This window comes from Moorena sp. SIO3E8, from assembly GCF_010692445.1.
Taxonomy (GTDB): Bacteria; Cyanobacteriota; Cyanobacteriia; order Cyanobacteriales; family Coleofasciculaceae; genus Moorena; species Moorena bouillonii.
In genome coordinates, this window is sequence record NZ_JAAHHM010000120.1 from 1 (window position 1) to 19436 (window position 19436).

Genomic DNA, 19436 nt, shown 5'->3' on the forward strand with positions numbered 1-19436 from the left:
TTTCAAGTTGGTGCAAGTGTCTCAGCCATCGCCCCGTCAGGGGATAGCCATCAAGCAGAATTCGTCACTTAATGATTTTTATTGAATACTCAAATCCTTCCTGGGGTTTGGGTTTCAAAATGTATTTCTGTTGAGTAATACCTAGGCGAATGCCCAAATCTAAAAAACATACCCTTGAAAGCCCGTCACTCGCAGGTCTAGGGTGGGGGCACAGCGAGCCAGGATGTATTCCTCTACTAAGTCCAGCAAACCAAGACTGGGATTAGGTTGCCGTGCTGAAGAATCCGGTAGAATAATCAGTTCCACTTGACCGACATCGTCTCTGTCTAGATAAGGGCTATTGTCAGCATGGTCACTTGTGGTCTTGGGCGGTAGGTTGAAATTTCCTGTCAGAGAACCATCAGGATACTCGATGGTGACATCACCGCTAACGTTAACATCGCCCAAGTTGACCATAGTCACGTACCATTCGGTTCCAAGACTGAATTGGCTGGGTGTGACTGGGTAACTCAGTTCGCGATCGCCAGCTTGATCAGAGGTAAAGATTTTTTCCTCATAGGCTATGGTCTGTCCTGGACCATTAATCTTGACCTGTAGCTGATAGGTGGTTGGGGGATCATTACCCTGGGACCATAAACTGACCGTGATCGTCCCTGATTGCTCCAACGGGAGGTAGTAGTTTGGCAACCACTGTAAGTCTTTTGGGTTAAATTTGGGAGTAATTGCCCATGCCCTCGCTACATCGGTAGATGCTTGGTAGACCAAATCTTCAATGTCTTCGGCAGTTACAGCTTTGTACCGATGGCGCAAGGTTTTGGGCCCTTGCTCCTTAACCCACTCTAGAGACTCCTGATTGGATCCACCACTAGCAGCTTCTAGGTTAGTGACACTATCGACATAAGGCACTGTGGTCTTGAGTTCGGTGATAGTCTCAGCTGGTTTGTTACCCTGTTTACCACCACCTGTGCGGTAGTAAACCATACGGATATTGTTGCTACCTAGGGGTGGTATCCTTCCCTGTTGGTTGTTGCCAAAGCTTACTTCTCCGGTCAGGTGATTGAGAACATAGTGACGGTCTTCGGGTCCGGAACCATAGAAATCTGATACTTCTTGCCAAACTACCCACACCTCCTCTTGTAGATCCGTTTCTTCCTCTTCCCGGACCTCTAGTTGTTGACCTTCTAATACAGGAAACTGGAGGGTGGAGAAGGTCTGATCGGGATTCCCATTACTCGAACCAAGGATTTCATTCTCAATCGTGGTTGCCTGGGTTGCCCAAGTTGTATTCAGCAGCAACCGCCGTAGTCGGGGTGGGACTCTAAAATCACCCCCTTGCCAGCGAATTCGCAGCCAATATAAGTCCTTACCAAATTCTGATTGCTTTGTCAAGTCAGTTGGTCCAATAAACCGGACTAAACCCGGTTGACTCATGGCAGCGGTTTCATCCGCTTCCACGCCTAAACGCACCCAACGGTCAAGGCTGGGATATTCAGGGCTGGAATATTCTGCTGCTATCACTGCTGGCTGAGTTATGGTAGGACTTGTGGCCAATTCCTCTGGTGCTGGGGGTTCTACCTGGGCATAGATCGTGGTGGAGCGGTTGGCGAAGGGGGCATCAAAGCCTAGGTAAAGGGTCGGTCTCAGGTCTTGAGTGGGAGTAAAAGCCTCAAAGGGCGAGCCATCCTGGTTAGCTTGAGTGGTGCAATCTATATAAGTGAAATCATTGTAGGTCAAGCAAGCTGACAGAGGGGAATCACCTGAGTTGTAGCTATAGCTTAGCTTCAGGGATTTTACCACTGGTGGAGCTAAAGCTGAGGCTGGTAGGAGTACCACACTCGTTTCCACTGGATGAGATTGAGTGAGGTTGCTCGTCAGGGTGAGGGTATTCTCGTTGAAATTGATACTAGCAATCTCCAAGTCTTCCTGCTTGTTAGTACCTGGATCAATCCGAATGCGATCGCTAGGCAAAAAACCTCTGACACTATCTACCTTGATGGTGTTGATACCACTGCTGACCTCTTGTTCAAAAAGTTCCACCGTTGCTCCACTGGCATGGTCGGAATAGATAGTATTGGTCAGAGTTAGGGTATTAGAGCTAATACTACTAATTTGCGCATATTCCGGTTGACTTGTCTGTGCCCCAATCAGAATAGAGTCATTAGGTTGAAAGCCACTAGCGCTACTGACCTGTAGGGTATTGGCTCCACTGCTAACAGCTTGAGTGAGTGTGGTGCTAGCGGCACGAGATGGCTGGAGTGTGGTACTGGTTTCTTCTGCGGTAGCTTCCTCAGTACCATAATTACCCGTGATAATCCGAGCACGAAGCCAATAATTACTTTCCCCATTTACTGGCTGCGGTTCCATCTGGTCAGGGAGGGTGAAAGTAAATGCACCGCCAATAGTGAAGTTGGCAGCAGACAGACCAGAAGTATTATGTTTAACTACCTCCCAAGTACTACCATTCCAAGCTTCCCAGCGGACTTCCACACCCCCAGTGGTATTAACCGGTGGAGCATCACTACTTAAAACTAAATTAACGGTAACTTCGGCTCCAGGTTTGGATAAAACTTCCTGACTAGCGAGATAAAAGGTATCGTTGAAACCAGGTTCCTCACCAAAGGGGTAGAAATCTTTGCTCAGATCCAGTTCATCGGTATCGAAAAAGCACAAGTCTAGTGCTATATCACTGCCATTAATCTCCACACTGGCACTAATGTGATTGATCGCAGGCAATGACTGAGGTGGAGGTAATGGAGTATTGGTAAGCTGAGCTTTAAGCCAGGCAGCATTGATACCATTAATACTATCCTGACTGGGGACTGGCAGATTCTCAATGGACACCTGCCACTGACTGTTACCTGAGTTGGTCAAGCTTGGGAAGGACTTGCTAATTTGGTTCTGGTCGTCAATGTCTAGACGGGCCAAACGGATATGAGTATTAGCTGGTTTGCTAGTATCGGTCTCAGCAATTAGTTCCAGGACTGGTTCTGATTCACTGTAGGAAATTACCACTAGCCTAGTTTGATTGGTGTTGCTGCTCAGGTCAACAGACTGTTTTTGAGCGAGATTAATCTCTCGACCTTGGTAATCTATCGCCTTTCCCGGTTGGACGATAACTTCACCATACCCAATTTCAACCTCTAAGCCCTCAATAATTCCTAGTATTGGTTTCCAGACCTCCCCATTCCAGTAAGACCAAGTGATTGGTACTGCTGCTAACCCAACTGCATTAGGAGAGTCAATAGTTAGGGTGAGAGTTTTCGATTCAGGTAAGGTGAGCAGGTGGTCACAAGCCAAATAGAGGGAATGTTCGATGGGCTGATCCCCTGCAAAGGTTAGAAAAGCAGCATCGTCTTGACCCGTCCCTTGCTGTGTGCGATCGCTATAGCGGTCTTGTTCCGGTTCCCGCACAAACACTGCTTGCAGCTGCACATTGGTCAAGACTAAATCACGCTCGGTCTCGAAAATGACCTCTTCTTCCTCTCCTTCTGTGGGCGGTGCTGCCACCTCCGTCTGAGCCGGAACCAAGGCTTCTGTGCTACCAGTTGCCAAATAAAAGGTCAAGGGTACTCGCGCTGGTTGGGGTGGTCCAATGCTAGTGCCAATCAAATCCAGAAAGGCCAGGAAATTTTTATCCGGGACTTGATTAAGGCGATCGCCGACAATCGTTGCCAGATGACCAAAAATACGAATTAGTGACCGACCACCATCCGGCTTGTTATCTGCCAAAGGACGCCACTCTGTGAACGCCTTAGCACACGCCTCCGTATAGGCAACGATGTCTTTATAGCTACGTTGATCAATCTTTGGAGCTTGCATAAGAAATTAGGGAGTAGGGAGTAGGGAGTAGGGAATCGGGAATCGGGAATCGGGAATCGGGAATCGGGAGTAGATGTAGGGTGGGCAGTGCTTGAGACTGATTGATTTGGTTGCCATCGCATTTGTTGGCACTGCCCACCAGACGATTAATCACTGGGTGGGTTTTGGATCAATCCACTAATCCCCCGTTGGGATCCCCCTCCCGTCCCCCTTAATAAGGGGGAAGCTAGAGGAGTAGTTGATGTAGGGTGGGTAGGAGTGCATCAGAGTGATTAATTTGGTTGCGATCGCGAAGCGGTTCCAAAGGAACATCGCGTTTTGTGGCACTGCCCACCATCCGATTAATCACAACTTGATCTAGATGTAGATGTAGGGTGGGCAGTGCTTGAGACTGATTGATTTGATTGCGATCGCGAAGCGGTTCCAAAGGAACATCGCGTTTTGTGGCACTGCCCACCATGGGATTAATTTGTTTGCGTTCGCGAAGCGGTTCCAAAGGAACATCGCGTTTTGTGGCACTGCCCACCATCGGATTAATTTGATTGCGTTCGCGAAGCGGTTCCAAAGGAACATCGCATTTGTTGGCACTGCCCACCATCGGATTAATTTGATTGCGTTCGCGAAGCGGTTCCAAAGGAACATCGCATTCTGTGCCACACCCCACACCCACACCCCACACCCTACACCCCACACCCCACACCCCACACCCCACACCCCACACCCCACATCCCACATCCCAAATTAATAATCTAAATAGAATGGATAAACTAAGTTAAAGCGATTATTAGTACGGCGCACTTGGTAGTTAATTTCTATCATGAGACGATTAAATTGGGTCTCATCGGGGTAGACACCTACATCTAGAACCTCAATGCGTGGTTCCCACTGGGTCAAGGCTCGGCGTACCTCCACTGTTAATTGTCCAGCTGTCCCAGCGCTGTTGCTGGCAAATACTAAATCATGAATACCGCAGCCAAAATCTGGCCGCATCAGCCGTTCTCCTGGAGAAGTACTCATAATCATCCAAATCGACTGGCGGACACTATCCTCATAGTGCGCCATTTCGATTTGTTTATTTTGGTCGAGTACTACGGGGAAACTCCATCCCACTCCGAGAAAATCAGTAGTCATCGTTCCATCTCCTTATCAACCCCCAATAAATACCTTCGTCGGCTTACCAGGCCCAGGGGTTACTGTGCCGTGGGGAGGGGGTAATTCACTACAGGTCTTAACTGGGTCACCAATGCGCGCCACTGGTTTACCCTCAATTTTCACAGAGGAACTACCCTTAGTAATTTCAGCTGTTTTGTTAGGTTCCTTGACAAACTTGATCGGTGAAGTTCCCGGTGGCGGTATTGGTGGGTGTGCCTGGGTTTTACCCTGGCTGCCCTTTAAAGCCACCAATTTACCACCAATTTTCACCTTTTTACTCAACTTTTGCTCGAATTTTCCTTGGAAAGGAATTGGCATTGGCGCTACAATTGGCGGCGCAGGAGCAGGTGGTTGACCCTGGACTTTGTGCGTACAAGATGTCACAACTAAATCGCCTTTTCTGGCTGCCGGTTTACCCATGATTTTTCATACTCCATAAAACTTAAATAACAGTATTCAGCGGTCAGCGGTCAGCGGTCAGTGGTCAGTGGTCAGTGGTCAGCTGTCAGTGGTCAGCGGTCAGCCTTGTGGGACAGGCTTTGGCCTTGGCCTTTGGCCACGCTACGCGAATGGCCACGCTGTGCGAACGACGCTGGGAGCTAAACCATAAGCTGATAACTAATAGCTGATAACTAATAGCTGATCACTGATTGCTGATCACTGATTGCTAATTGCTGATTGCTGATTGCTGATTGCTGATTGCTGATCGCTTAATTAATTGATACCGTATTACCGGTAATTTTCACGTCTTTACTAGCTTTAAAGTGCATCCCCTGCTTAGTTTCAATTTTGCTACCATTAGCATTAACTTTCAATGACTTATCTGTCTTCATATCCAGGTTATTATTGGCAGTAATTTTGATATCTTCCTCGGAAATAATTTCGATACCCTTCCCACCAAGCTTAAGCTTACCTTCTTTAGACTCAATGGTAATCGAATTATCCTTAGTATTAATAATAATGCTGTTTTTGCCAGTTTTATCAATTACTTCAATTTTTTCCTTATCCTTAGTATCATCTAAGCGAATAGTGTGACCACTTTGGGCAATTACTTCAATTTTGCCTTTGTCCTTAGTATCATCTAAACGGATAGTATGTTTCTTATGGGAAATGACTTCAACTTTTTCTTCATCCTTAGTATCATATAAGCGAATAATATGACCACTACGGGACTTAATTGTACGCTTATTAATAGTCTGTTTTTTACTATATTCTTTGTCTTTTTCAGGAGACTCAGGTGGTTTATCTTTGCCATTCCATAACCCTCCTAGGATATAGGGAAAATTAATATCACCTTGTTCAAAAGCTACCAGCACCTCATCATTCACCTCCGGCAAAAAATAAATACCACGGTCATTACCAGCCATGGGAGTTAACACCCTAGCCCAATAACTTTCATCATTATCTGAGAGCCAAGGAAACTTGACCTTGACTCGCCCTAAGTTTTCCTCATCGCCATTGTTAGTCACTATTCCCATAGTCACCCCATAGAAACGACCTCGTATTTCAGGGGGACCTAGCAAATTACTTAGTAAATCGATGCTTGTCATAATTGATATAGCGGTTTGCGACTTTTTTAATAGATATTTTTAGGGAACAGGGAGTAGGGAGTAGGGAGTAGGGAGCAGGGAGCAGGGAGCAGGGAGCAGGGAATTTAGAATTTAGAATTTAGAATTTAGAATCGGGAGTGGGGAATCGGGAGTGGGGAATCGGGAATCGGGAATCGGGAGTGGGGAATCGGGAATCGGGAATCGGGAACAGGGAACAGGGAATTTAGAATTTAGAATTTAGAATTTAGAATTTAGAATTTGGAATCGGGAATCGGGAATCGGGAGTCGGGAATCGGGAATCGGGATTAGCAACAATAACACCAAACTCCCCATCTCCCCATCTCCCCATCTCCCCATCTCCCCATCTCCCCATCTCCCCATCTCCCTACTCCCTGTTCCCTGTTCCCTGTTCCCTGTTCCCTGTTCCCTGTTCCCTGTTCCCTATAGAACCCATTTGAGATCTCAGAGCTGATTTGTAAACTCGCACTCAACCTTGTAGGATAAAGTTTGCTTCAAAAAAGTACATTTGAACTATGTAATATCCAGAAGACAATCATAGCAACCCTTTCAGGCTTTTTAATATTTACTTGACAAATTAGCTGTCAGTAATGGAGTAAAATAGGTGAAAAATGCCGTACTCAAGTAGTCGAGCGTGATCTTGAATGGGAAATAATCGAGCCTCTGTTGCCCAAAAAGAAGCAAACTAGACAACCATTGTGGAGTAAGAGGCAGATATTAGATGGTATCTTGTACCAACTCAAGAATGGTTGTAATTGGTGTGATTTACCTAGAGACTTACCTCCCTATTCCACAGTGTTTTGGTACTACAAACAGTGGCGATCGCCTTTGGCGCGTCCTGAAGGGACGATCGCAAGGAGTAATCGAAGAAATTAGGGACATCCTACATCGTCGAGTACGTGAGCAAGTAAAAAAAAAGGGCAATGGACAACCCTGATGATTATCGACTCCCAAGCAGTGAAAAACACCTGCAATGCCAGCATCTCTTCCAAAGGATTTTGTTTTTACAAAGCTACTAATGGCATCAAAAGACATCTAGCAGTAGATACCTTGGGTTTCCCATTTTTTAGTTACTGTACCAAAGCATCGGTGTCTGACGATGTGGGATTAATTGAAATGTTATCTAACAACATTGATTACTTCAAATCTAAACCCGTCAATATTGCCAAGATTACCATCTTACAAGACCGGCGGATATCACCCAGAAAAGCTGACACAGGAATTCGAGAAAATTTATCCTCAGATTATGACCAAAATTAGATTTGAACTTTCGGCGAAACCATCCAAAGCTCAGAAGGAAAAAGAAGGGAAAAGTGGCTTTGTCCCAGTCAAAGCTCGGTGGGTAATCGAAAGAACGAATTCGTGGATGGAAAGATGCAAGAGTTTGGTGAAGAACTTTGAAAGAACTCTTGAGCATGCGAACACCAAGATAAGTCTCTGTTTTGTTCGACTGATGTTGAAAAGATTAGCTGCTGCTTAAAAAGATTTCAAATGGGTTCTATAAAAGATTACGACGTCCCATTCCTCCTCACCTTAAATGCTGTGCGATAACCTCGTTTATGGGAATAGGTATGGGTGGTGGAGGTCACATAGTAGTCACCACTAAACTGTTTGCCCACCCCTTGGATAGTAATAACGGTAGCTGCTCGCAAGTCAGGGCGTCCGACACACAAGCCCTCCCCACTGATGTATTCTAGAGCCATGTTATTAAATCCCCCCTGAGCGATTTGCTCAGCTTCCTCTCTACTGAACACAGGGCGATACAAACGTTCGCTGGTTTTTTTTCCACTACCCAAAGCCGGATCTACAGCCTTAGCACCGCTCTTGTTAGTACTAAAACCAGGACTGGCTCGCCCAATGAAGGCTTTCTTGTCCTTCGGGTTCCAACCGCGCACCTCCACCTGTCCCACCTGGGTCAAGCTGGTCAGTCGGGAAGAAAAACTGAGCAGATCCTTTCGTTGAACTAGGGTCAACACTGACTTGGATTTATCCTGATGGGGCCGGAAATATAGTGTTTTATCTTGAACCACTACCTCATAACCGAGTCGTTGAGCACGGGTCTGAAGAAATTCCATGTCTGTTTGGTTATGCTGTAGTACATAGTCCAAAACCAGCTTTGTCGTTACTCCCCCATACTTTAGACCGGCTTTTTTGGCAATATCTCTAGCAATATCGCTGTCTTTCTTTTTAGTAAACGAGCGAGTGTTGTAACCCCGAAGCAATCGATGACTGTAGTCGTAGCCGCGCACTGTCAACAGAGGTATTTCCCCATGGGCAAATTCTGGTTCCAGACCGGTAATCTGACCCATCATCAGTTTTTGCAGTTTCCCTCCACTACCCCCGTAGCCCATAAAAATCGTTACCTCATTGCCTAGCTTAAACAGTTGCGGATCAATCCACTCCTGCTTTTCTTGGTCCCAGTTGGCAAGCTTGATGGTAAACATAGTGGGAGTACTAACGTTTTCATCCACAATTACTGCCATCACATCAGACCGCAACTGTTGTCCCCTGATCAGAATTCTGAAGCCAGGGACTGAGGTAGCGATGCTATTGGTACTAGTTTGAGGAGGTGTCGAGAGCATGGTTAATTAGACTTCTTGCAGAAGTCGGGAACAGGGAACAGGGAACAGGGAATAGGGAATAGGTAAGAGGCAAGAGGCAAGAGGCAAGAGGCAAGAGGCAAGAGGCAAGAGGCAAGAGGCAAGAGGCAAAAAATCCTGTGTACCTGATTAGGTTAGAAACAGCTAGAGACTTCGTGGCAGTTGTCGGGAACAGGGGATCTGGGAACAGTGGACAAGAATTGACCTAAACACTATCAGAAAAATACTTTTGCAAGAGGTCTATTTTAGGTGAGATTAAGTACTGGGATGGTCAGAACTTGACCTGGTGTCAGGTGACGGGGATTAGTAATCCCATTAGCCTTGGCAATCTCTCGCCAGAAGCTGGGGTCATTATATTCTTGACCAGCGATGCTGCTCAGGGTTTCTCCACGTCGCACAACGTGAATTGGGTCGTCATCCCGTGCCAGAGAACTGGGCTTTTCCCGCTCCTCATCTTCTTCAGGGATGAACTGGTGGAAAGTACAGTTGAGAGCGGCCCTGACTGGCATCCCATTAGGGGTAAACATAGTAAAGCGCTGGGTTAGTTGTCCAAGATACCCCTTAAAAATCAGGTTAAATGCCCCCCACCAGAGTTCACATACAGGGGGACGTTTTAAATCAGAGTCAATCAGAGTCAACTCAAAAATCTTATTCGTATACTCTCGAACATCTACAGCATTGGGTGCTGATAATCCATACACACCAGTTAACGATGACGCCGCTGTTGCCGCTCCCGATGCAACTCGTTTGAGGGGAGAACTGCCGCCCCCGGATATACTTTCAGGTAGTCCCTCGTAGGTGTCAAAAAACAGGTCGAGAGTCAGGGTTGCTGGATCCCCACCAATAAATTTAGTATCACCGCGATCGCGGTTTTTGAGAGTTTCATGACGCCATTGGGTTGTCTTGGTAATTTGAATTTCATTAGGATTGAATAGAGGCATTGGTTTGTTTTCTGGAAAAACCATCTGCCATCTTTTTCCTGGCTGCTCCTTGAGGATGGTTAATTTATCTAACTCTGCCCCAAAGAGGCTACTTGTTAATCCTTTGGTTTGGTTTAGTGTTTTTTGGGCTAGATTCTTAAACCCTGTTAATGCCATTGGCTTAATCCCCTCCGTTCACTTTCTATGGTCAGATGCTGCATCAGTTTATGGTGTACTTTGTCTACTAGTTCATCCACATCAATCTCCTCGAAAGACTGACTACTTGTGGTAGCGCTTGTGGTATTTTCTGATGCTTTCTGAATCACGGTATTTGCCTGTAAGCTAGTAGTTGATACCTGACGGGGTGACATGAAAGCTAAAATGTAGCCAGAATAAGCGTTTGAGCTCTTAGCCCTCGTAAATAATACTCCAGTTTATTGCGATTTAACCTCATTAATTCCTTAACTAAATCCCAACACGACTCCATAAAACTCACCCAATTTTGGCCATATAAGCCGATATAAAAGCTGCTGTGTCTCCTTTCTATACGTCCAGACTCTTTAACTCGACCAACATATTTTTGTACACCTTTATTTTTGATATCTTGCCCTTTAAAAGTCGCCCAACTATAGGCGATTGCTACAATTAAAATTAAAGAGATTAACCGATATCCAGAAAGATTAGTATCCTCGCGCGTTGTAGCCACCACTTTTAAAATCTCTAAACATTTCTTCTATATTAAAACGTTTTTTATAAGTGAGGATAGCATCTTCAAGACGAGTTAAGTTTGTTAAAATAAACCAGCCCTCTTCTGGAGACCAACCGTGGAACTTTCGTTTCCATTTACACGCTATATTAAAACCACCAATTTTATAAGTTTTCGTAACTTTTACACCCTGGATAAATAAAGAAAAGCCTGGTTTTAATCCGAAATTTTTTAAGTCTGTCCAAACTTTTTTTTCTATTTCCACAAATTCAGATTTTCTTAATCTTAAACAAAACTGTACAGACTTCTTTCTTAGCCAGTCGGCTAACTTGACAGAACAAAATTCTCTATCTCCCAATACCACAGGTTGATAATTTTCAAATAAGCGATGCAGCGCGGTCTTGGGGGTTCCCCCCATGAGCGACTGCATCAAGACAGGGTAAAACTTTCTCGAATATTTCAATTTGTTCCGTCAAGTTACTTGAGCCTAACTTAGGTAACAATTGCCAATATATAGGGATAGCTCTTTTGTCATAAACGAGGCTAATCATTATTAAATTTATTCGTGCCCAACTGGTTCTATCAATCACTAAATATAAAACGTCTTGACCAGAAAAATTTTGACTTAACCAACTAGTGATAATGGGGAACCACAGTTGCTCAATGTTAAGTATTGGCAAGGAGAGAAATCTTTGTATTTTTTTTCGTCTACTCTCAAATAAAATTGGTATAGGTAAAGCGGTTGCTAATTTTTCTAGGCTAACTTCTTTGATATTTTGTCAAAGATTAATTAACAGATAACAAAGCAAGTATTCAGAACGTACTAGTTGATTTTCTAAGTGTATTTGGTACAATAGAGGTATCATTTTCAGCTTTATTGGTCTTATTGAAAATTACTGACCTATCTTTTTTTACCATAATTTGGTCAAATTATTACCCCACATGGGTTTTGGGGCGCTTGTCGCCCCCCCAGAGTTGATACAGGTGTTGATACGGATAAACCCTTGACAGATGGCATTCTTTGGATAACTCCAGAGCCATTATGAGAGACATTATCAGCAATAGATGGCGAACGACTAACTCCTAGTCCGTTGCCAGAAACTGACGTTCTATTGACCCCAGAGGCAGAAAAAATCAGGGGAGCAGATAATTGATACCCATTTTTTCCAGAAATTCCTCTAACCACTGGTCGCTCTGGGGTGCGTTGAATCACTGGCTGGTTTCCCTGGGATGGGCTCTTGACTATCTCCTTGACCACTGGTCGCTCCGGGGTGCGTTGAATCAGTGGCTGATTTCCCTGGGACGGGCTCTTAACTATCTCCTTGATCACTGGTCGCTCCGGAGTGCGTTGAATCAGTGGCTGGTTTCCCTGGGATGGGCTCTTAACTATCTCTTTAATTAGCGATCGCTTTGGGGAGCGTTTAATCACTGGCGACTGGGTCAGGTTTCCGGAACTGCCTAGCGATCGCTTAGACTGTAAAATAGTTTTCTGATAGTGTTTGTCTAAATTCTTGTCCACTGTTCCCTGTTCCCTGTTCCCTGTTCCCGACTTCTGCAAGAAGTCTATGGGTTTGGCTTGCACAACTGGCCAGGATAAATCAGAGGATAGTCTAGTTTCCCTAGACGATTCAAGACCAGAAACTAGGGGTTTGTGATCAGAATCTGCTCTCTGGGAATTCCTCTTAGTAGAGTTGACAAATTTTGCCTGGACAATCAATGGTTTTGTCCCCGATTTGCCCGTTTCAGAGGGGATTGAACTTGAACTTTGCTGTTTAGGGTTTTCTCTAGATTCCTGGTAATTTGACCCTGTACTTTTTTGTACTGAGGTGTCTTTATCGACCTGAAATATAGTTGATATCAAAGGTAGTTCTTCTCCTGTTCCTTTAGTTCCAGAGGCCACATTGGCAGAGGTAATTGGAGAGGTAACATGTCCCGTCTTTACCTGTTCTGCTGCTGGCCGGATTGGCTGAGCATAGACGATTGGAACTGCTGCTGCTGATTGACCCTCTAACCGCTGCTGGCGTTGAATCAACTTAGCCATTAAGGGCAGTTGGTTGGTCATCCCTTGGACCCGGGAGATAATTGACCCTGCTACTTGAGTACCAATCACACCAGGGCTGACGACCGGGCGCAGGAGTCGCCTCGTCAGTTGTGGGTTGAGACTGTCTGACCAAGTCTGATTGTTAGTGACCTGAGGTTGAGATGCCATCACAATGCTCCCGCTAGTCCAGCAATCGCTCGTCCTCCAGATAGTGCTTGACTGAGAACTGGTTTGCTAATCCCCTTGTGAATTAACTCAATGGTCTCGAAAGCAATCTCATTGCTGCTGGCATTAAACTCTGGACCAGTCCACTTTACTGGCAAAGCCTGCTTGAAATTCCAATACATGGCTGGTATCTGTTGGCGGTCGAGCAGCATAATTGTGCCGTTCTTGCGCCGAATTACACCCTTGCTAGTGGCCTGATACCAAGTCCACAAACTGTCAATACCTGTTAGACCATGTTTGAGGGTCAAATTCGGATATTTGGTTCGACCTAGTAGCTGATGAACATAGCGATTCTGACCTCCCTCGGGACGCTCCTCTACTTCAATCTCACTTTCTAGACCCCTGACTTCGATAAACCCACCGGTCACTAACCCCTCAATTTCAATGAGGAAGTTAAAGCCTTGGTAGGGGTCAAGGCGAGCTCCCAACGCCCCAGTCACTCCAGCGTAAGCTGCGTTTGCTCCTAAAGGCAACGATGATAAACTTGCCATCATTAACTCCTGGAATTCATGAAACTATCCCCAATTACCGTAACCCAATTATTTGCTCATTAAGCTTTTCATTTATACTTGCCACTTGTGCCACCCAGCGCTGTCTTTCTTGATGATCCAGACTCATAATCTGGTCGTAGGACCAGTGCAAGTGATAAGCAATATAGGCTACCTCCTCTAACAGCCTCTCGGAGGGGTAGCAAGTTACTCCCCCAAAGTAGCAGTCTCCACTTCAAACTCTCCTTGACAGTGAGGACAAGAAACCAAAAGGCGGCTGTGACCGTTTTGGTTAATCCGTTGATAGAGGTCTTGGAGATAGGCTAAGTCAGCAGAGAATAGACCCTCAATCATTACGGGATTGATATAGTCTAAGCTGCCCAGACGAGTGATCACCCGCGACAGCAGGATAATCACCAAGTAACCTGGATTAGCCTGAACCCTAGGGTCTTTTAAGGGCATAATCTCATCGTAGGCTGTGGACATCCGCATCATGCCTTCTTGATGAAGATTACCCTCCGAATCTACGTAGCCCTGGGGTAGGGTAAAAGGAAACTCTGTCTGCATCATCTTGTGGGGAATTTAGAATTTAGAATCGGGAATCGGGAATCGGGAATCGGGAATCGGGAGGGTGGGGAGATGGGAGGATGGGGAGATGGGGAAATGGGGAGATGGGGAGATGGGGCGCGCACCCTACACCCTACACCCTACACCCTACACCCTACTCCCTACTCCCTACACCCTATTCCCTACTGCCATTTACCGTTTTCTACGGTAACCCCTTCGTGGACAATTTCGAGGGTTTCAATGGCTAATTCATTGGAAGTAGCATCAAGGCTTGGTCCTGTCCACTTAACTGGCCAACAGTTGATCAGGTTCCAGCGTACTCTTTCATTTCCTGCATCATCCCAGAGGACGATAGACATATTTTTACGATACTCGGAGGGGTCTTTGGCGGTTGCTACCTTGGTTCGCCAGTCCCATAATTCCCTGTCATCAGTAATGCCACGACTGAGAGTGACTTGGGAGAGGGTGAGCATACCAGGGATTTGCCGCATATTCAGCATTTTATCGGTACCCTCTCGATAGGTGCTAATTTCCTGACTGGTTTCTATCCCTGAGCAGCTTCTAAAACCGGCGCGGGTGATACCATCGATTTCTACTTTAAAGTTGTAACCTCTGTATGGATCTTTTCGAGAAAATACCATCGTCAAAAACCTCCTGATATTTGCTAACGCAGACTTATGTTGCTACTTTGACACCACTAGCACCGAGAATAATACGCACAGTAATAAACTCACTGGGAATAGCAGGTGCTAAACCAATTTCTGTGACTACCATTCCTGCTTCCCTTACTTCGGGTGGGTTAGTTTCAGCATCACATTTAATGTAGAAAGCTGTTTGTTCTGTTGGTCCTTTAAGGGCACCTTGCTGCAGTAAGTCTTCAAAATAGGCGGTCAACTCTCGCTCAATCCGTACCCATAACTTCAGCTCGTTTGGCTCAAAGGCCAGATTTGCCAGGTTCAGTTCCAGCCATCTGCCCACTGTCAGAAATAGCCGTTTTACGTTGACATAGATCCAATTAGCTTCATCGCTGAGGGTACGTGCTCCCCAAACTCGAATACCTCGTCCGGGAAAGGCACGCAGGCAATTAACCCCAAGGGGATTGAGAATGTCCTGCTCGCGATTGGTCAAATTGAACTTTAGATCCACTATTCCTTCGATAGTTTCGTTGGCTGGTGCTTTGTGAACCCCAAATTGTTGGTCGCTACGGGCGTAAACTCCAGCAATGTGACCACAGGGGGGCATCCAGTCAGGACCGTTTTCAGCTTTAATCCAGGGATAATACAAAGCACCGTTTTTGCCTCGCAGTTTCGACCTTTGCTCTTTTACCCTCTCTAGAGACTGAGTCACTTGTACTGCAACTGGAGGGAGCGAGTCTAAGATGGCAAAGCGATCGCCAAGCAGATCACAGTGTTCTAAAATGACATTCTGCATCCTCAACAGGTCATCCTGGTCAGGGTTTCCTCGCATTAGATCTGGCACACAGACCAAGTCGATTTCATTCAAGGATGCGATCGCTCCTAGTCCCCCACTATCATCTCCTGGTCCTCCCAGTGCTTCTGTGATAGAAACTGTGTCTTCTAGCCGCACAACCAAGCACAAGCTGCCACCATTCTCAAAGAACCCACGCACAGCATAAGCTAGGTAACCGTCAGCTAGAGGCTGACCAAAGGTTTCTGTGAATTGAGACCAGAGGGTAAGTGACTGCGGGGAGTTAATTGGTCCAGTCTCGGCAAACCCCAGGAATACAGGTACACCTGTGAACAGTCCAGGGGCTGGTTTAGGGAATATCTCCTCTCGGTAGACACCTGGTGTCAGTTGCTGGGAAGTTACCATAGTTTCATCTTCCTTTGTCTCTACTTCCTACTCCCTACTCCCTACTGACCTAGCTACCACTAGACCCTGCCCACTGGCTAAGGCGGAAGATCACAAATTCCGCTGGCTTGGTCACTGCTACACCAATTTCTGTCACCACCTGACCTAAATCTCTGACTTCTGGGGGATTGGTCTCTTCATCACACTTCACGTAAAAGGCTTCCTCTGGTGTATTCCCAAATAAAGCCCCTGTACTCCAGACATTGGTTAGGAAGGCGTTAATATTACGGGTAATCTGCGCCCAAAGTTCAGGATTATTGGGTTCAAATACCATCCACTGAGTACCTTCGTCAATCGATTCCCGCAGATAATTGAACAGGCGGCGGACGTTGATGTACTTAAATTCTCCATTGGCATCACCACCGATGGTGCGTGCTCCCCAGACTCGAATATTGCCATTGAGATTACGGATGCAATTGATGCCTTGGGGGTTGAGTCCATCCTGCTGGGCTTTGCTGATGTTGTACTTGAGACCCAATGCTCCTAATATTGTTTCATTCGCTGGGGCTTTGTGGACTCCTCGTTGTGTATCGACGCGGGCATAGAGACCGGCGACATGACCACTGGGCGGCACATAGATTCCACCATCCCCTTTGGGGTTCAGTGTTTTCGTGGCTGGATCAAAGACTTGAATCCAGGGGAAGTAAAAAGCAGCATAATCAGAATTGCTAGGTACATTGCCATCCCCTGGTTCCATGGTCTTCCAAGTACCATCCAAATTTTCCTGACTATCCAAGATTGCGAAGCGATCCTGGGTCTTCTGTTGACAGTGAGTGATGATGGCATCGAGAACACTGCTGTCGGTAATGCCAGGGGCAGCAACGATAGCAATTTCGTCAATAGGCTCAAATGTATTTTCTAGGAAGTCAGCGGTAATCTCACTCTCTGCTGCTGCCCGCACCACGTAGCAGCGAGTACCACCGTTGTTAAAGAATCCATAGACCGCGTGAGCTAGCTGACGCTGATGTGGATCGGTTGAGAAGTCTCCAAAGAACTTCTTGAACTCACCAAAGTTAGTACATAGCTTGACTTCACCGACGTTAGCAGGAGTAAAAGAGGTTGTGATATGAGCTGGATTAGTGGTTGGATCTATGTCTTGGCTTGGGTCATAGGCAGGGTTTGGTTCTGGAACGTCTATCGAGTCCGGTACCACACCGATAAAACCTGCTGTGCTGGTTCCCACTCCCACAATTGGGGCAGAACCGGAGGAAACTTCCTCCACGTATACACCGGGCGATAAATAGGTTGGCATTTTCTCTACTCCTTGAATAAATCAAATCAAAGGCTGGATGTGAGCAAAGTTTTCTAACTCTTCTATTGAAGTCCCCAAATACTTCTTACTCCATGTACTCTGATGAAATAAAAATTGTACTTAGTGGGATACAAAGTAGGTCGTGCAAGAAAAAAGGAGGTATATTACAAATTATAAAGCGTTGCCTAAGAAAGGAGTCAGAGGTATGGGAGCCAGACTGAGAGTGTTTCTCACCCAAGAAGAAGAAAGAACGCTCTGGGAGTTGAGGAGAGCCACCACCGTCAGTCAACGAGTCAAAGATCGAGCAGAAGCGGTTCGTTTAAGTCATCAAGGCTGGTATGTTGAACAGATCGCCACTCACCTGCACTCAACAGCTAAAACGATTAGAAAGACACTAAACGCATGGAAAACAAAAGGATTGGGAGGACTATGGGAGGCATCAGGACGAGGACGACAAAGAAGATGGAGCGAAGCGGATATCGAATACCTCGAAGACTGTCTAAGAATTGACCCGAGAAGCTACAACAGCGTACAACTTGCCGAAAAACTCTGTCGGGAACGGCAAGTTGACCTTAGTCCCGAGTATCTACGTCAGATCCTCAAAAAAAGGGGGTGATTTGGAAACGGATGCGAGTGAGTCATCAAAAACGGCAAGATCCACATCAGCGGCTGGCTAAGAAAAACGACCTGGAAATGCTTGAACTAGCGGCTGCTGCCGATGAGATTGACTTGCTTTACCTCGACGAATCGGGATGCTGTTTGTGGAGTGCCGTCAGCTATAGCTATTACTTTAAAGGAGAGCAGAAGCGGCAAGAACAGACGAAAAAACGAGGCAAACGATTAAGTGTGTTGGGTTTGTGGCAACCGTTGGTGAAATTTATATGCAGTTTGGTGTTGGGGAGTTGGAAAAGTGAAGACTTCATCAAACTGATGGAGCAACAAGCCCAAGTGGCTGGTGCAATTTACCAACGTACGGGTCGAATCCGTGTTATCACCCTCGATAACGGCTCGATTCATACAAGTAAAGCTGTAAAGCAGAAACTTCCCCAATGGCAAGGGATGGGACTTTACTTGTTCTTTTTGCCACCTTACTGTTCCGAGATGAACCCCATTGAGTTGGAGTGGGAGCATCTTAAGCGGGATCAATTGGTAGCTCAGATGTTTGAATCGGAGTCGGAATTAGCTTACCAGGTGAGTGTAGGACTTGAGGCTCGAGGAGAGCGCAATGGACATAAGGTTGAATATGTCAACCTGCGAGGCATGAAATAATCCTTTACAAACATCTCTTTTTTTCCCTGGGACTACTAAGTAGTGATTTTAGCCACCGAAACCTTAACAAAACCTTTTCCAAACCACTACACCTTTACCACTACCAAATTGTGAGTGGTCACTTGCCCTTGGTTCAAGTCTACAAGTTGAGACGTTTCTTTCTGGTAGCCTTGGGCAACAACTTTAACCTTAACTGGACGAGCACTTGATTTATCCGTAGATGCTTCGAGACTACTCAGGAGATAGTTCCCATCGTTGTCAGTAAAGGTATACTCACCACTCCCCTCAATCTCAACTTTGGCCATAACGACAGCTTCACCGTCGTCTGAGTTGGTGACGTTACCCTTGAGAGCAGTTGGTTGGAAATAGAAATTAATAGTAGGTATCGCGATCGCACCATCTGGATCTGATGACACCTGAACCTCGGTCTCATCGGATTCGTGATCAGAACCAGGCGGTATCGTTTTGATGGTTGGGTCAGCACTATAGCGAGTACCCGTACCTAGCAAGGAAGCCGTCAAGGTATATGACCCATCAGGGAGATCCTGGAAGTAGAAATAGCCGTCAACTCTCGTACGAGTGCGGTCAGGTCGCTCGACCCTCTTTTCCCAGTCATCTCCATACAGGCCAGCTAGCAGATCTAACTTGCTTTTCAAGCTTTCGGGCATATCGGCAATTTCGACCACTGCTCCCGGAATCACCTGCTGAGTTTGGGCATCTTTAACCTGCCCAGCGATCGCAACCTGATGGCGGATTGCTTCCAACCTAATCTTATTTGACACGAGCAATACTCCCTTAGTCAACTATCTTGGTTATGGCTAATAGCTAATCTCACCTCTTGCACTAGTACAAATGAACCACTTGCCAAGCAGTAGGCACAGATGAGAGAAAAGGGCGTGCAAACAATAGAAACAATAGATAGCTTGAACTTTGGTTTCAATTCTTGCCCACGCCCAA

At 46.1% G+C, this 19436-nt stretch carries 23 protein-coding genes and 3 pseudogenes; 5 read left to right on the forward strand and 21 right to left on the reverse strand.

Going from position 1 to position 19436, the window contains the following annotated elements:
• Positions 1-159: 159 nt before the first annotated feature.
• The 5 genes from F6K46_RS30820 to F6K46_RS30840 all read right to left on the reverse strand — a co-directional run bounded on the left by F6K46_RS30820 (position 160) and on the right by F6K46_RS30840 (position 5391).
• Positions 160-3819, reverse strand: a complete 3660-nt coding sequence (locus F6K46_RS30820; RefSeq protein WP_293064972.1) for a putative baseplate assembly protein — start codon at positions 3817-3819, stop codon at positions 160-162.
• Complete coding sequence (locus F6K46_RS30825) at positions 3800-3973, reverse strand: hypothetical protein (protein WP_293064970.1); 174 nt, start codon at positions 3971-3973, stop codon at positions 3800-3802. Before F6K46_RS30825 ends, F6K46_RS30820 begins: the two co-directional genes overlap by 20 nt.
• Positions 3974-4045: 72 nt before the next feature.
• Entirely contained in the window at positions 4046-4552 is a 507-nt protein-coding gene (locus F6K46_RS30830; RefSeq protein ID WP_293064968.1) for a hypothetical protein, read from the reverse strand.
• A gap of 8 nt (positions 4553-4560) precedes the next feature.
• Positions 4561-4950 (reverse strand): GPW/gp25 family protein, encoded by a 390-nt coding sequence (locus F6K46_RS30835; protein ID WP_293064966.1) that lies wholly within the window; start codon positions 4948-4950, stop codon positions 4561-4563.
• A 15-nt stretch (positions 4951-4965) separates the two neighbouring features.
• The gene (locus F6K46_RS30840; RefSeq protein ID WP_075895766.1) at positions 4966-5391 is read right to left on the reverse strand and encodes a PAAR domain-containing protein; all 426 of its coding nucleotides are present in this window, start codon (positions 5389-5391) and stop codon (positions 4966-4968) included.
• Between the two features lie 67 nt (positions 5392-5458).
• Here F6K46_RS30840 and F6K46_RS30845 point away from each other — a divergent pair, with 67 nt between their 5' ends.
• Positions 5459-5581, forward strand: a complete 123-nt coding sequence (locus F6K46_RS30845; RefSeq protein WP_293064962.1) for a hypothetical protein — start codon at positions 5459-5461, stop codon at positions 5579-5581.
• 100 nt (positions 5582-5681) lie between these two features.
• On the opposite strand, the gene F6K46_RS30850 is transcribed toward F6K46_RS30845, so the two are convergent.
• Together F6K46_RS30850 and F6K46_RS30855 are read right to left on the reverse strand one after the other, a co-directional pair.
• Complete coding sequence (locus F6K46_RS30850; RefSeq protein ID WP_293064959.1) at positions 5682-6521, reverse strand: phage baseplate assembly protein V; 840 nt, start codon at positions 6519-6521, stop codon at positions 5682-5684.
• A 244-nt stretch (positions 6522-6765) separates the two neighbouring features.
• The gene (locus F6K46_RS30855) at positions 6766-6894 is read right to left on the reverse strand and encodes a hypothetical protein (protein WP_293064956.1); all 129 of its coding nucleotides are present in this window, start codon (positions 6892-6894) and stop codon (positions 6766-6768) included.
• A 341-nt stretch (positions 6895-7235) separates the two neighbouring features.
• Here F6K46_RS30855 and F6K46_RS30860 point away from each other — a divergent pair, with 341 nt between their 5' ends.
• The 3 genes from F6K46_RS30860 to F6K46_RS30870 are packed head-to-tail and all read left to right on the forward strand — an operon-like array spanning position 7236 to position 8019.
• Positions 7236-7415: a transposase gene (locus tag F6K46_RS30860; RefSeq protein WP_366664731.1), complete on the forward strand. Its 180-nt coding sequence runs from the start codon at positions 7236-7238 to the stop codon at positions 7413-7415.
• Between the two features lie 60 nt (positions 7416-7475).
• Positions 7476-7799 carry a hypothetical protein gene (locus F6K46_RS30865; protein ID WP_229415333.1) on the forward strand — a complete coding sequence of 108 codons (324 nt, stop codon included), beginning with the start codon at positions 7476-7478 and terminating at the stop codon, positions 7797-7799.
• The gene (locus F6K46_RS30870) at positions 7786-8019 is read left to right on the forward strand and encodes a transposase (protein ID WP_293064949.1); all 234 of its coding nucleotides are present in this window, start codon (positions 7786-7788) and stop codon (positions 8017-8019) included. Before F6K46_RS30865 ends, F6K46_RS30870 begins: the two co-directional genes overlap by 14 nt.
• Positions 8020-8047: 28 nt before the next feature.
• Here F6K46_RS30870 and F6K46_RS30875 read toward each other — a convergent pair whose 3' ends face one another.
• From F6K46_RS30875 to F6K46_RS30930, 13 genes and pseudogenes are all read right to left on the reverse strand, one after another.
• Positions 8048-9121, reverse strand: coding sequence for a contractile injection system protein, VgrG/Pvc8 family (locus tag F6K46_RS30875; protein ID WP_293064946.1), 1074 nt, complete (start codon positions 9119-9121; stop codon positions 8048-8050).
• Between the two features lie 6 nt (positions 9122-9127).
• On the reverse strand, positions 9128-9250 hold the full coding sequence (locus F6K46_RS30880; RefSeq protein WP_293064943.1) for a hypothetical protein: 123 nt from the start codon (positions 9248-9250) through the stop codon (positions 9128-9130).
• A gap of 134 nt (positions 9251-9384) precedes the next feature.
• A complete protein-coding gene (locus tag F6K46_RS30885) occupies positions 9385-10236 on the reverse strand; it encodes a LysM peptidoglycan-binding domain-containing protein (protein WP_293031402.1) in 852 nt (283 codons plus the stop codon).
• Positions 10227-10430 carry a hypothetical protein gene (locus tag F6K46_RS30890; protein ID WP_293064940.1) on the reverse strand — a complete coding sequence of 68 codons (204 nt, stop codon included), beginning with the start codon at positions 10428-10430 and terminating at the stop codon, positions 10227-10229. Before F6K46_RS30890 ends, F6K46_RS30885 begins: the two co-directional genes overlap by 10 nt.
• Before the next feature lie 5 nt (positions 10431-10435).
• Positions 10436-11631 (reverse strand): annotated as a pseudogene (locus F6K46_RS30895) (IS4 family transposase).
• 59 nt (positions 11632-11690) lie between these two features.
• Positions 11691-12974, reverse strand: a complete 1284-nt coding sequence (locus F6K46_RS30900) for a hypothetical protein (protein ID WP_293064937.1) — start codon at positions 12972-12974, stop codon at positions 11691-11693.
• Positions 12974-13522, reverse strand: a complete 549-nt coding sequence (locus tag F6K46_RS30905; protein ID WP_293117692.1) for a phage tail protein — start codon at positions 13520-13522, stop codon at positions 12974-12976. Before F6K46_RS30905 ends, F6K46_RS30900 begins: the two co-directional genes overlap by 1 nt.
• Before the next feature lie 34 nt (positions 13523-13556).
• Positions 13557-13712 (reverse strand): annotated as a pseudogene (locus F6K46_RS40380) (DUF6760 family protein); the annotation flags it as partial.
• A 14-nt stretch (positions 13713-13726) separates the two neighbouring features.
• Positions 13727-14089, reverse strand: a complete 363-nt coding sequence (locus F6K46_RS30910; protein WP_044493148.1) for a hypothetical protein — start codon at positions 14087-14089, stop codon at positions 13727-13729.
• A complete protein-coding gene (locus F6K46_RS30915) occupies positions 14086-14211 on the reverse strand; it encodes a hypothetical protein (protein WP_269087052.1) in 126 nt (41 codons plus the stop codon). The genes F6K46_RS30910 and F6K46_RS30915 overlap by 4 nt, the downstream gene beginning before the upstream one ends.
• A gap of 57 nt (positions 14212-14268) precedes the next feature.
• Positions 14269-14727: a phage tail protein gene (locus F6K46_RS30920; protein ID WP_070394510.1), complete on the reverse strand. Its 459-nt coding sequence runs from the start codon at positions 14725-14727 to the stop codon at positions 14269-14271.
• Between the two features lie 34 nt (positions 14728-14761).
• Entirely contained in the window at positions 14762-15919 is a 1158-nt protein-coding gene (locus F6K46_RS30925; protein ID WP_293064927.1) for a phage tail sheath subtilisin-like domain-containing protein, read from the reverse strand.
• 49 nt (positions 15920-15968) lie between these two features.
• On the reverse strand, positions 15969-17210 hold the full coding sequence (locus F6K46_RS30930) for a phage tail sheath subtilisin-like domain-containing protein (RefSeq protein WP_075902273.1): 1242 nt from the start codon (positions 17208-17210) through the stop codon (positions 15969-15971).
• 205 nt (positions 17211-17415) lie between these two features.
• Here F6K46_RS30930 and F6K46_RS30935 point away from each other — a divergent pair.
• Positions 17416-18479, forward strand: a pseudogene (locus F6K46_RS30935) (IS630 family transposase).
• 86 nt (positions 18480-18565) lie between these two features.
• On the opposite strand, the gene F6K46_RS30940 reads toward F6K46_RS30935, so the two are convergent.
• Positions 18566-19261 (reverse strand): carboxypeptidase-like regulatory domain-containing protein, encoded by a 696-nt coding sequence (locus F6K46_RS30940; RefSeq protein ID WP_293064924.1) that lies wholly within the window; start codon positions 19259-19261, stop codon positions 18566-18568.
• Between the last annotated feature and the right edge of the window lie 175 nt (positions 19262-19436).

What these genes read in the sequence shown, in the direction of transcription:
- F6K46_RS30820 (WP_293064972.1), bottom strand. Translation starts at nt 3,819, where the DNA reads ATGCAAGCTCCAAAGATTGATCAACGTAGCTATAAAGACATCGTTGCC.
- F6K46_RS30835 (WP_293064966.1), bottom strand. Translation starts at nt 4,950, where the DNA reads ATGACTACTGATTTTCTCGGAGTGGGATGGAGTTTCCCCGTAGTACTC.
- F6K46_RS30840 (WP_075895766.1), bottom strand. Translation starts at nt 5,391, where the DNA reads ATGGGTAAACCGGCAGCCAGAAAAGGCGATTTAGTTGTGACATCTTGT.
- F6K46_RS30850 (WP_293064959.1), bottom strand. Translation starts at nt 6,521, where the DNA reads ATGACAAGCATCGATTTACTAAGTAATTTGCTAGGTCCCCCTGAAATA.
- F6K46_RS30855 (WP_293064956.1), bottom strand. Translation starts at nt 6,894, where the DNA reads ATGGGGAGATGGGGAGATGGGGAGATGGGGAGATGGGGAGATGGGGAG.
- F6K46_RS30865 (WP_229415333.1), top strand. Translation starts at nt 7,476, where the DNA reads ATGATTATCGACTCCCAAGCAGTGAAAAACACCTGCAATGCCAGCATC.
- F6K46_RS30870 (WP_293064949.1), top strand. Translation starts at nt 7,786, where the DNA reads ATGACCAAAATTAGATTTGAACTTTCGGCGAAACCATCCAAAGCTCAG.
- F6K46_RS30875 (WP_293064946.1), bottom strand. Translation starts at nt 9,121, where the DNA reads ATGCTCTCGACACCTCCTCAAACTAGTACCAATAGCATCGCTACCTCA.
- F6K46_RS30885 (WP_293031402.1), bottom strand. Translation starts at nt 10,236, where the DNA reads ATGGCATTAACAGGGTTTAAGAATCTAGCCCAAAAAACACTAAACCAA.
- F6K46_RS30890 (WP_293064940.1), bottom strand. Translation starts at nt 10,430, where the DNA reads ATGTCACCCCGTCAGGTATCAACTACTAGCTTACAGGCAAATACCGTG.
- F6K46_RS30900 (WP_293064937.1), bottom strand. Translation starts at nt 12,974, where the DNA reads ATGGCATCTCAACCTCAGGTCACTAACAATCAGACTTGGTCAGACAGT.
- F6K46_RS30905 (WP_293117692.1), bottom strand. Translation starts at nt 13,522, where the DNA reads ATGGCAAGTTTATCATCGTTGCCTTTAGGAGCAAACGCAGCTTACGCT.
- F6K46_RS30910 (WP_044493148.1), bottom strand. Translation starts at nt 14,089, where the DNA reads ATGATGCAGACAGAGTTTCCTTTTACCCTACCCCAGGGCTACGTAGAT.
- F6K46_RS30920 (WP_070394510.1), bottom strand. Translation starts at nt 14,727, where the DNA reads ATGGTATTTTCTCGAAAAGATCCATACAGAGGTTACAACTTTAAAGTA.
- F6K46_RS30925 (WP_293064927.1), bottom strand. Translation starts at nt 15,919, where the DNA reads ATGGTAACTTCCCAGCAACTGACACCAGGTGTCTACCGAGAGGAGATA.
- F6K46_RS30930 (WP_075902273.1), bottom strand. Translation starts at nt 17,210, where the DNA reads ATGCCAACCTATTTATCGCCCGGTGTATACGTGGAGGAAGTTTCCTCC.